Origin of the sequence: uncultured Roseibium sp., assembly GCF_963675095.2 — a bacterium.
In the GTDB taxonomy this organism is placed as follows: Bacteria; Pseudomonadota; Alphaproteobacteria; order Rhizobiales; family Stappiaceae; genus Roseibium.
On the sequence record NZ_CAXXSJ010000069.1, the window covers coordinates 305,720 to 317,213 of the forward strand.

Consider the following 11,494-nt stretch of genomic DNA (forward strand, 5'->3'; position numbering starts at 1 on the left):
CGACATATCGCCCCGCACGGACGAGCCGCGCGGAGCAAGAGGTTGTTATTGGGTTTTCACGATCAGAAGACGACGGAAAAACCACCGTCGGTCAGGGCTTTCTTGCGCGCCTCAGCCCAGGCACCTTCCCAATCGGCAGGGCTTTCGGATTTCAGGTCTTCCCAGGCCTTGGCCAGGGCCGCCTGACGGTCGACGAGATGGTCATTGTGCTTCTGGGCCGCGTCCGTCCACGCGCCGATTTCCTTGAAATAGCGGATTGCGCCGTCGTGATAAGGAACGACCCATTCAAAGTCCTGCTTGTCGAGCGCCCAGCCGCCGATGCCCGGTGCCTTGCCATTATACTCATCGAAAAGCTGAACCATGGCGGCGGTCATGTTGTAGACGAGGTCTTCGTCCTGATCGACCATGGCGACAAGAACCGGATAGGCATAGGCGCCGGTCTCGACGCCGTCGGTCCCGTCGATGGTCGCGCCCACAGTCACCTTGGCCGCAGAGAAGAACGGGGCGATCTCCTGCATGCGCGCCAGACCTTCGGTGTTGGCCGGGTCGATGGGCGGCCAAGTCAGACCGCGGGGCGAAGACGCCGCTTCATAGGCAAATCCGGAGTTGGTCGAGGCGAAGGCTGCATCCACCTGGCCGTTGATCAGGCCTTTCCAGCTTTCGCCGAAGCCGCCGAACTCGACCTTCTCGACATCGTCCCAGGTCAGTCCGCCATAGGCGAGATAGGCGGTCGTGTTCACGTTAAGGGACGGCGCACCCCGGACCCAGGCAACGCGCTTGCCCTTCAGGTCGGAGTAGGATTTGACGCCGATATCCCCGGCCACACCGACGGAAAGGCCGACGGCACCGCCGTTGTTCGCCAGAAGCGTGCGCACAGCCTGCGGGCCCCAGTTTTCCTTGCCGAATACGAAGACGCCTTCCTGGGCCATGAACGACCCGCCGACACCGGTTGCGGAGAACTGAACCTTGTGTTGGCGCAGCGGTTCGGTGCGCGCCACATCGTTCTTGCCCGGCAGAACGCGCAGGTTGGTGCCGGTCGCGTTTTGAAGTGCCGCACCGATGGCGACAGACTGGTTATAGCCCGCGGATCCCGTGTTATAGGCGGTCCATGCCAGTTGCTTCGGCAGGTTCAATTCCGCCGCGCAAAGCCCTCCCGAGACTATTCCAGCGGCAGCGAAGGTCAGTACGGCCGTGACCGGCCTGTAAAAAATTCCCATTGTGTTCCTCCCTGATCGAACAAACTTGCATCTGCTGTTTGTTTCTGCGAAACAGCATTTCGCAAATGCGATGCGTAGTCAACACAAGATGGGGGGAACATCCGGAATGACCCGCGCAGCAGATCGGCTCGTAGAGACCATTCGTGCCCACGGGCTTGATCGTATCTTTTGCGTGCCGGGTGAGAGCTACCTGTCGCTGCTCGACGCCCTTCACGGCTCGGATATCGATCTCGTCGTCTGCCGTCACGAAGGCGGTGCAGGCTTCATGGCGGTGGCCGATGCCCGCCTCACCGGTCGGGCGGGTCTTGCCGCTGTCAGCCGGGGACCGGGCGCGACCAATGCATCGATCGCCGTCCATCTGGCCAATCAGGATGCGGTTCCGCTCGTTCTTCTGGTCGGTCAGGTCGCCCGATTTGAACGCGGTCGCGGCGCCTTCCAGGAAGTGGACTATCAGCAGATGTTCGGCGGAATGGCCAAGGGCATCTGGGAAGTGACGGAAGCAGAGCGCCTGTCGGAAACCTTCGCCCGAGCGGTTCACGTTGCCGAAAGCGGCACGCCCGGTCCGGTAATCCTGGCGATGCCGGAAGACATGCTGGGCGACACGGTCAACGACCCGACGGTTCCAATTCTGCCGGTCGCCCGCGCGTCCGCCTCGCAGGACGATGCCCGGAAGGCGGCAGATCTGCTGGCTAAGGCGGAGCGACCTCTGATCATCGCCGGCGGCCAGCTCGATACGCCCCCTGGACGCGCCGCCCTGCTAAAAGCCGCGGAATCCCATGGAATTCCGGTCGGACTGACCTTCAAATACCAGCATATCTTCGACAATGCCCATCCGCTTTACGCCGGTCATCTCGGCTTCAAGATCCCGCCGATGCAGGTCAAGGAAATGCAGAAGGCGGATCTGATCATCGCGGTCGGAACGCGGCTCGGCGATACGCCGACCCAAGGGTACCGGCTGCCCAAGGCGCCGGTTCCAGACCAACCGCTGATCCACGTCTATCCGGATGCCGACGCCATCGGCCGGGTGTTCCGGACCGACCTCGGCATAGCTGCCGACCCGGCCTCGTTCCTGGAAGCCCTGGCAACGCTCAACAGCAATGTGCCGGAAACACGGAAAACCTGGGCCGGCACGATCAACTCGGTTGCCCGAAAACTCGCCGATCAGGCTCCCAAAGACTGGGACGACGGGATCGATTTCGGCGCAGTCGTCATCGCCCTTGCCGACCAGGCACCGAAAGACAGCATCGTCATCACCGATTCCGGCAATTTTTCCAGTTGGGTGCATTGCCACTGGCCCTGGGACGGCACGCAGACGGCGATCGGTGCTGTAGGTGGCGCCATGGGCCTTGCGGTTCCGGCCGCCGTTGCCGCCTGTCTCCGGCATCCGGGCAAGCGCGTCATCGCATACGTCGGCGACGGCGGGACGATGATGACCGGGAATGAACTGGCGACGGCGGTATCTGTCGGCGCCAAGCCCGTAATCGTGATTTCCAACAACGCCACGTACGGCACAATCCGTCTGCACCAGGAAAAAGGTTTTCCCGGCCGGATTTCCGGCACGGGCCTGAGCAATCCGGATTTCGCGGCCTGGGGCCGTGCCTTCGGGGCGTTGGGCGTCACGATTTCCAAGGGCGATGATGTGGCGTCCAAGGTCACAGAAGCGTTGGCGCACGACGATCCGGTGGTGATCCAGGTGAATTCAAGCACCGAGGCCATCTCCGCCTATATCTCCATTTCCCAGATCAGGGCCAAGGCATGACGACGCTCGACGATCTGCTCAATCCGCAGTCGGTGGCAATCGTCGGGGCCTCGGACGACCCCAAACGGATCGGCGGACGGCCGATCGCCTATATGAAGGCCGCGGGATTTGCCGGGCGTCTCATCCCCGTCAATCCGAAGCGCGACACGATCCAGGGCCTGCCTGCTGCTCCAAGCCTGGCCGATATCGACGGAACCATCGACTTCGCCCTGATCGCCCTGCCCGCGCCGCTGGTTGCTGAGGCGGTCGTAGAAGCCCGCGCCAGGGGGGCGAAAACCTGCCTGATTTTCAGTTCCGGCTTCCGGGAGGCGGGTCCAGAAGGCGCGGCGCTGGAAGATGACCTGATCCGCACGGCGCGGGATATCGGCATCCGGATGATCGGACCCAATTGCCTCGGCGCTTTCAATGCGTTTTCCGGCTTCCAGCCATGTTTTTCGACGACGCTGGATCGCGGCGCACCAAAACCCGGTTCGCTTGCGATTGCCAGCCAGTCCGGTGCCTATGGCAGCCACATCTATTTCCTGGCCCGCCAGCGTGGCCTCGGCACCGGTTATTTCCTGACCACCGGCAACGAGGGCGATGTTCAGGTGGCCGAAGTCATCAAGCTGATGGCGGAAAAGGACGACGTCCGCACGATCCTGGCTTATGCGGAGGGCATCAAGAACGGCCCGATGCTGATCGATGCGCTGGAAACCGCGCGTGAAGCGAAAAAGGCGGTCATCTTCATGAAGGTTGGCCGCTCCGATGTCGGCGCGGCAGCCGCCGCGTCCCATACCGCATCGCTTGCCGGCGAGGACGCCGTCTTCGACGCGGTGATCAAGCAATATGGTGCGGTCCGGGCGAAAACCACGGAAGAGATGATCGATATCGCCTATGCCGCGCAGCCGGGGATTTATCCCACCGGGCGGAAGCTCGGGGTGGTGACGATTTCCGGCGGCGCCGGTGTCCTGATTGCCGACGATGCTGCCGACTACGGCCTGGACGTCTCTCCCATGCCGGAGGATGCGCAGGCGGAGATGAAGGCGCTCCTGCCCTTCGCAGCCCCCCGCAATCCGGTCGACGTCACGGCCCAGGCGTTCAACGACCTGTCGCTGATCTCCGCCTTCCTGAAGAAGATGATCGAGCGCGGCGGCTATGATGCCATCCTGGCGTTCTGGACATCGGTCGCCGGCTCCAAAATGATTGCCGGCGCCCTGCAGGACGCCATGCGCGCCGGACTTGCCGACAATCCGGATGTGCTGATCGTGCAGTCGATCCTGGCGGAGCCGGAGATCGTGGCAAGCTATGAAAGCCAGGGCTATCCGGTCTTCGAGGATCCGACACGGGCGGTTGCCGCGATTGCTGCGCTTGCCCGGCTCGGCGAAGCCTTTGCGCGCGAAAAGGGTTCGCCGATCGCCTTGCCCGCTGCTCTTGACCTGCCGAAGACAGCGCTTGGCGAGCGGGAAGCCAAGGACATCCTCGCGGGCTTCGGCCTTCCGGTCATCACCGACACGCTATTGCGGAACGAATCCGAGGCAAGCACCTTTGCCCAGCATGCCGCCGGCAGCTATGCGCTCAAGATCGCCTCGCCGGATATTGCCCACAAGACGGACGTCGGCGGCGTTGCGCTGAATATTCCGGCAGACGGCATCGAGGACGCCTTTTCCCGGATTATGGAAACCGTCGAAAAGACGGTTCCCGCTGCAACGCTCGACGGTGTTATCGTCTCGGAAATGGCGCCGGAGGGCATCGACTGCATTCTGGGCGGCAAGATCGATCCGGCCTTCGGCCCCGTCGTCATGTTCGGCCTCGGCGGTGTCTTCACCGAAGTCTTTTCCGACGTGGCCTTCCGCCATGCACCGGTTTCACATGCGGTCGCTCTGGAAATGATCGAGGAACTGGATGCGGTCGCGCTTCTGAACGGTGTCAGAGGGGCCGCTCTTTGCGACAAGGCCGGACTGGCCGATGCCATTCACAGGTTCTCGGTGTTCCTGGCCGCCCATGCGGACCAGATCGACAGTGCGGAAATCAATCCGTTGCGCGCCTATCCGGATCGCTGCCTGGGCCTCGATGCACTGATCGTTCCGCGCAAAGGTTAGTGCTGCGGCTCAGACCGCGGTCAGGCCGCCGTCGATGGAGACCGCCTGGCCGGTCATGAAGCTGTTTTCCGGGCAGCAGATCCACAGCATCGCCTGGACGACCTCATCCACTGTCGCCACCCGGTGCATCGGGATGCGCTGTGTAATGCGGTCATAGGCTTCGTCCCGGTCCATGCCATGACGGTCGGCGACTTCATCAGCCATGTCATCGAAAAGCGGCGTCACCGCGAAGGACGGACAAAGCGCGTTGACGCGGATGTTCTTTCGGGCGACTTCGTCAGCGGCACTTTTCGTCAGGCCGATCACAGCGTGTTTTGAAGCCGCGTAGACAGACAGCATCCCGGCGCCGACCAGCCCTGCGGCCGAGGACACATTGAGGATCGCCCCCTGCCCGGCTTCCTTCATCCAGGGCAACTGATGCTTCATACAGAGGAACACGCCTTTGGTATTGACCGCCATCACCCGGTCGAAGGTCGCCGTATCGATAGCGGGAAGCGGCGCCATTTCATGGCCGATCCCGGCATTGTTGATCGCGACATCCAGTGTGCCGAACTTTGCCTTGGCCATAGCCATCGCGCCTCGGACCTGATCCTCGCTGGTGACATCGACCGTGGCTGTCAGGACCTTGCTGCCGGCTTCGGCAAACACCCTGCTTTTATCCGCCAGCGCTTCGCTTGCCTTGTCCCACAGAATGAGATTGGCCCCTTCTTCCGCAAACCGTTCCGCGGCGCGCGCACCGAAGCCGCTCGCCGCTCCGGTGATCAGGACCGTTTTTCCTTCGTAGAGTCTCTCAGCCATCCTGCACCGCCTTCAATCCACCGGCTGCATAGAAGGGAACAAATTCGCCCATTTTAAGCCCGCGTTCCGGGTTGGAGGCGTTGCCGTCGAGCGCGCGTTTCTTCACCCCTTGCAGGATCGCCCCCATGCGGAAGAAGCAGAAGGCGACGAAGAAGTTGAAATTCGGGATCCCTGACAGCCCCCGGCGCTCGCAGTAGCGGGCGATGTATTCATCTTCCGAGGGGATCCCCAGCGCCTTGCGGTCGAGGCCGGCAAGCCCACGACCTTCCTCACCGACCGGCATGCGCCATTGCATGATCTGGTAGGCCAGATCCGCCACCGGATGGCCGAGCGTCGACAGTTCCCAATCGAGAACAGCGGCCACGCGTGACCGGTTACTTTCGAAGATCATGTTGTCAATGCGGTAGTCGCCGTGCACCAGCGTGCGCTGGCCGTCGTCAAGATGGACGTTGTCGTTCAGCCAGGAAATCAGCGCATCCATATCTGCAATGGTTTCTGTTTCCGAGGCCCGGTACTGCTTGGTCCAGCGGTCGATCTGCCGGGCGACATAGGCGCCCGGCGCTCCGAAGTCGGATAGACCGACCGTATCGAGATCGACACTGTGCAGGGCCGCCAGAACCCGGTTCATCTCGTCGAAGATCGCAGCCCGGTCCTCGCAGGTGTGACCCGGCAGGCTGGGATCGTCGAAATGACGGCCATTCACATGTTCCATGACGTAGAACATGGTGCCGATAACACTGTCGTCCTCGCACAGAAGCAGCATGTCCGCGACCGGTACATCGGTTCCGGCCAGGGCCTTCTGTACCCGGAATTCCCGGTCAATGGCGTGGGCCGATTTCAGCAGGACGCCCGGCGGCTTTCGGCGCAGGACATAGGTCTTTTCCGGTGTGGTCAGGCGGAAGGTCGGGTTGGACTGGCCGAAGGCAAATTTCTCCGCTGTCAACGGCCCCGCGAACCCCGGCAGGTGACCCTTCAGATACCTTTCGACGGCCAGTGTATCGAGATGCTGGGCATTGTGTTCCAAGGCTCCCCCCTCCCTGGTGCTGTTCAACCTAGCTGTATGTCCGCTGCGCGACCCGGTCGAGCCGATCGAGATGCGGCGTTTCATTGAAACTGTGCAGGTAGAAGACCCGTTCGTTGAAGATGAAGCGGGTTATGGACGTGTTTTTCACCTGCATGTTGAATTCGACGCGCGAATCCAGAGGCATACGCAAAGCGGCCCCCAGAATTTCGGCGATCGGGCCGCCTGATGTCACAGCCAGCACCCGTTTCGCTCCCGGCCGGCAGGTCTGTCGGCGGGCGTTCTCCACGCGCGACGCAAATTCCGAAAACATTTCAGGCGGATTATCGATCTCGTCCCGCTGCCAGGCCGCCAGGGTTTGCCGGAGCGCCTGGAAATGTGCCTTTTGATCCTTGTGCAGATGTTCCGGCGCCTCTCCGCCGTGATGAGCGTTGAGGAGGCCGGAAAAGTCGTACTCGTTGAACCCGGGATATTCTTCCGTTTCCGGCAGATCACCGAAGGCCTTGCGGATGCCGTCCAGCGTCTCCTTATGGCGGCGCATGCTCCCGGTCGCCAGCCGGTCCGGCACCAGACCATAACCGGCGAGCAATTCACCGAGCCAGGCCGACTGTGTATGACCGAGATCGGACAGTAGGTCGTAATCATCGGCCCCGAACGATGCCTGGGCATGGCGGATCAAAATCAGTTCTTGCATGTAGTCTCAGCGCTTTTCGATTGTGTATTTGCGCAGTTCCGCACGGGCGATCTGGCGCCGGTGCACCGCATCGGGCCCGTCCGCGAACCGCAGGGTGCGCAGGTTGGTCCACATGGAGGCCAGCGGATAGTCCTGGCTGATACCGGCCCCGCCGTGGATCTGCATGGCTTCATCGACCACCTTGGTCGCCATCAGCGGTGCGACCACCTTGATCTTGGAAATCCAAGGCTGGGCCGCACGCACCCCTTGGGTGTCCATCATCCAGGCTGCCTTGAGGCACAACAGCCGCGCCATTTCGATTTCCATGCGCGCATTGGCGATGATGTCGTGGTTGGCGCCGAGATCGGCCAGAGGCCGTTTGAATGCCGTCCGGTTCAGGGCCCGTTTGCACATCATCTCCAAGGCCCGTTCGGCCTGACCGATGGCGCGCATGCAGTGGTGGATCCGGCCCGGGCCGAGACGCCCCTGCGCCACCTCGAAACCACGGCCCCGGCCGAGGATCAGATCCTCTTCCGGAACGCGGACATCGGTGAAGCGGATATGCATGTGGCCGTGCGGCGCATCGTCATGACCGAAGACCTCCATCGGGCGCAGGACCTCGATGCCCGGCGTGTCCGCTGAAACGACGAACATGGAATGACGCGCATGCTTTTCCGCGTCCGGGTCCGAACAGGTCATGACGATATAGACCTTGCAGCGCGGATCGCCTGCGCCCGACGCCCACCATTTCTCGCCGTTGAGCACCCAGTGATCACCATCCTTGACGGCGGACATAGAAATATTGGTCGCATCGGACGAGGCCACATCCGGCTCGGTCATCAGATAGGCGGAGCGGATCTCGCCTTCCAGCAACGGCTTCAGCCACTTCTCCTTGTGGGCGGGCGAGCCGTAGCGCTCGAAGACCTCCATGTTGCCGGTATCGGGCGCGGAGCAGTTGAAGATCTCCGCGGCAAGCCGGACCTTGCCCATCTCTTCCGCGAGATAGGCGTATTCGACGGTGCTCAGCCCGTAGCCTTTTTCGGAGTCCGTCAGCCAGAAGTTCCACAGGCCGCGCTCGCGTGCCTTGGCCTTCAGGCTCGTGAGGATTTCGAGCTGGCGCTCGGTCAGCGCGAAACGTCCGGCGCCGAAGGCCTTGCCGACCTCCGCATGATATTCCGCATCGAGCGGTGCGATGTCCTCCTCGATCATCCTGCGTACCGCTTCGATCAGCGGCTTGACCCGTTCCGTGACGCCCAGATCCATGATGTCCTCCCAGACTGTTGTTCTATTCGGCGCAGATCCTCTGTCTGGCCGCGTGATATTCCGCCTCGATCCGAGCGACGAGCCCTTCGACCGGGGTGCGTTCCTTGATGGCCCCGATCCCCTGGCCGGAGCCCCAGATTTCCTTCCAGGCCTTGGCCTTCGACGATCCCTTGGAAAAATCCATGCTGCTCGGGTCGGCGGATGCCAGTGCGTCCGGATCCATGCCGGCATTGCGGATCGAGGGTTTCAGGTAGTTGCCGTGAATGCCGGTAAAGAGCGACGAATAGACGATGTCCTCCGCACCGCAGTCGACGATCATGTCCTTGTAGGCATCGGGCGCGCGCGCTTCGTCAGTGGAGATGAAGGGCGAGCCGATGTAGCCGAGATCAGCCCCGAGCGCCCGCGCGGCCAGAAGCGCCTCGCCGGTCGCAATCGAACCGGACAGAAGCAGCGGGCCATCGAACCACTCACGGATTTCGCGGATCAGCGCGAAGGGCGACTGCGGACCGGCGTGGCCTCCGGCACCGGCGGCGACCGCGATCAGACCGTCGGCGCCCTTCTCAATCGCCTTCTTGGCAAAGGTATTGTTGATGACGTCGTGGAGGGCGATGCCGCCGCAGGAATGGGCGGCCTCGTTCACCTCTACCCGTGCTCCGAGCGAGGTGATCCAGATCGGCACTTTCCACTTGGCGCAGATTTCCAGATCCCGCTCCAGCCGTTCGTTCGACCGGTGCACGATCTGATTGACCGCGAAGGGGGCGGCCGGACGATCCGGATTGGCCTGATTGTGGCGGTCCAGCTCTTCCGTGATCTGCTTCAGCCAGCGCTCCAGCTCGATCGGTTCACCATCGGCTTCGCGGGCATTCAGTGCCGGGAAACTGCCGACAATGCCGGCCTTGCACTCGGCGATCACCAGTTCGGGTCCGGAAACGATGAACATGGGCGATGCGACAACGGGGATGCGCAGGCCGGTCAATACATCCGGGAGACGGGAATTCGTCATCGGTTACTCCACAACGGGGTTCAAAAATAACGGCGGACAAGCCATTCGGCGTAAAGCGCCGGTTTTTCCTGTCCTTCGATTTCGATACGGACTTCCCAGGTCAGCGTCACTTCACCGGGGGCGGTTTCTTCGGCATTGGACTGGGTCACATGTCCGCGAATGCGTGCACCGCTTGGAACGGGCGACAGGAACCGGAGACGATTTGCACCGTAGTTGACGGTCATCTTGCAGTCATCCGGCACTGGTACCACCTGCGTGGACATGTTCGACAGGAGCGAGACCGTCAGAAAACCATGAGCAATGGTGCCGCCGAGTGGTGTTTTTGCCGCCTGCTCCGGATCGGTATGAATGAATTGGTGATCACCGGTCACATCGGCGAAGGTATTGATCATGTCCTGGGTGATCGTGATCCAAGGGGACGGCGGATAGGTGGTGCCGATCTGGTCGAGACAGTCCTTCACGCTCATGTTTTCGTATTCTCCATGACGGTCCGTTGTGCAAATAACGGACGGACTAATCCCGATTCCGGGCACTTCTGCAATTTGTTCGCATAGTGGAATAGCGTTTCGCAGATCGCCTGACAAGGCTGTCGCAACGTAACCATCGCCTCAAAAACTCTACATGCACCGGCTCCACATTTTCTATTGCGAAACACAATTTCGCAAACGACAATCTGCTGAGAATGAAAAATCAGGAAGGCCGCAATGACCGAAACCATGAAGCGCATCGCTCTTGCCGAGAGGCCGAAAGGCGCACCGAGCCTAGACAATTTCCGTCTCGAGGAAATCCCGATGCCGGAACCGGGCGACGACGAAGTTCTGGTGCGGGTCCTCTTTCTGTCGCTGGATCCCTACATGCGCGGGCGGATGGACGATGTGAAGTCCTATTCCGCACCCGTAGAAGTCGGCGCGACCATGGAAGGCGGATGCGTTGCCGAGGTCATTGCCTCCAACAGCGACCGCCTGAAGCCGGGGGATATCGTGAATGGAATGTTCGGTTGGGCGAGCCACGGGGTCCTGCCCGCCAAGCAACTCAGAAAGGTCGATCCGGATGTGGCGCCGATATCGACGGCCGTCGGGGTCCTCGGCATGCCCGGCTTCACCGGATGGCTGGGCCTCAACGAATACGGCCGGCCCAAGGCGGGCGAGACGCTGGTGGTTGGGGCCGCGACCGGCGCGGTCGGGTCCATGGTTGGCCAGTTGGCCAAGCTCTACGGGTTGCGGGTGGTCGGCGTTGCCGGCGGCGCGGACAAATGCGCCTATGCGGTCAACGACCTGGGCTTCGATGCCTGTATCGACCACCGCGCAGCAGCGGATGCGTCGGCCCTGCGGCAGCAGATTGCCGCCGAATGCCCGGACGGGATCGATATCTATTTCGAAAACGTCGGCGGCAAGACGCTGGAAGCAGTTCTGCCCCAGATGAATGTCGCCGGCCGGATCCCGATTTGCGGCATGATCGCCTGGTACGATCTCGGCGGTCTCGGTCTCGGCGGCGGAGACGGCAAGGATCAGTTACCGAAGGCCTGGCGCACCATCCTCGTGCGCCGCCTGTCGGTCAACGGCTTCATCATCACCGACCATTACGACCGTTTCCGCGGATTTCCTGAAAGAGGTCAGCGGCTATTTGCGTGACGGAAGCTGCACTACCGCGAAGGACATCGCCGATGGCTTTGAAGCTGCGCC

Annotated in this window: 10 protein-coding genes; 3 read left to right on the plus strand and 7 right to left on the minus strand. The window is 61.9% G+C overall.

Annotated elements, in window-relative coordinates; genetic code table 11:
• Positions 1 to 62: 62 nt before the first annotated feature.
• Complete coding sequence (locus ABIN98_RS27940) at positions 63 to 1,217, minus strand: TAXI family TRAP transporter solute-binding subunit (RefSeq protein ID WP_346915361.1); 1,155 nt, start codon at positions 1,215 to 1,217, stop codon at positions 63 to 65.
• Between the two features lie 106 nt (positions 1,218 to 1,323).
• On the opposite strand from ABIN98_RS27940, the gene ABIN98_RS27945 reads away from it, so the two are divergent.
• On the plus strand, positions 1,324 to 2,976 hold the full coding sequence (locus tag ABIN98_RS27945) for a thiamine pyrophosphate-dependent enzyme (RefSeq protein WP_346915363.1): 1,653 nt from the start codon (positions 1,324 to 1,326) through the stop codon (positions 2,974 to 2,976).
• Entirely contained in the window at positions 2,973 to 5,054 is a 2,082-nt protein-coding gene (locus ABIN98_RS27950) for an acetate--CoA ligase family protein (RefSeq protein WP_346915365.1), read from the plus strand. Before ABIN98_RS27945 ends, ABIN98_RS27950 begins: the two co-directional genes overlap by 4 nt.
• A 9-nt stretch (positions 5,055 to 5,063) precedes the next feature.
• Here ABIN98_RS27950 and ABIN98_RS27955 read toward each other — a convergent pair whose 3' ends face one another.
• The 6 genes from ABIN98_RS27955 to ABIN98_RS27980 are packed head-to-tail and all read right to left on the minus strand — an operon-like array spanning position 5,064 to position 10,279.
• Positions 5,064 to 5,852 (minus strand): SDR family NAD(P)-dependent oxidoreductase, encoded by a 789-nt coding sequence (locus ABIN98_RS27955; RefSeq protein ID WP_346915367.1) that lies wholly within the window; start codon positions 5,850 to 5,852, stop codon positions 5,064 to 5,066.
• Positions 5,845 to 6,876, minus strand: coding sequence for a phosphotransferase family protein (locus ABIN98_RS27960; protein WP_346915368.1), 1,032 nt, complete (start codon positions 6,874 to 6,876; stop codon positions 5,845 to 5,847). Before ABIN98_RS27960 ends, ABIN98_RS27955 begins: the two co-directional genes overlap by 8 nt.
• Before the next feature lie 28 nt (positions 6,877 to 6,904).
• Positions 6,905 to 7,567: a histidine phosphatase family protein gene (locus tag ABIN98_RS27965; RefSeq protein WP_346915370.1), complete on the minus strand. Its 663-nt coding sequence runs from the start codon at positions 7,565 to 7,567 to the stop codon at positions 6,905 to 6,907.
• Between the two features lie 6 nt (positions 7,568 to 7,573).
• The gene (locus ABIN98_RS27970; RefSeq protein ID WP_346915372.1) at positions 7,574 to 8,809 is read right to left on the minus strand and encodes an acyl-CoA dehydrogenase family protein; all 1,236 of its coding nucleotides are present in this window, start codon (positions 8,807 to 8,809) and stop codon (positions 7,574 to 7,576) included.
• A gap of 22 nt (positions 8,810 to 8,831) precedes the next feature.
• Positions 8,832 to 9,812, minus strand: a complete 981-nt coding sequence (locus tag ABIN98_RS27975) for a nitronate monooxygenase family protein (RefSeq protein ID WP_346915374.1) — start codon at positions 9,810 to 9,812, stop codon at positions 8,832 to 8,834.
• A gap of 20 nt (positions 9,813 to 9,832) precedes the next feature.
• A complete protein-coding gene (locus ABIN98_RS27980) occupies positions 9,833 to 10,279 on the minus strand; it encodes a MaoC family dehydratase (protein WP_346915376.1) in 447 nt (148 codons plus the stop codon).
• 237 nt (positions 10,280 to 10,516) lie between these two features.
• On the opposite strand from ABIN98_RS27980, the gene ABIN98_RS27985 reads away from it, so the two are divergent.
• Positions 10,517 to 11,443 (plus strand): NADP-dependent oxidoreductase, encoded by a 927-nt coding sequence (locus tag ABIN98_RS27985; protein WP_346915378.1) that lies wholly within the window; start codon positions 10,517 to 10,519, stop codon positions 11,441 to 11,443.
• The last annotated feature ends 51 nt before the right edge of the window (positions 11,444 to 11,494 follow it).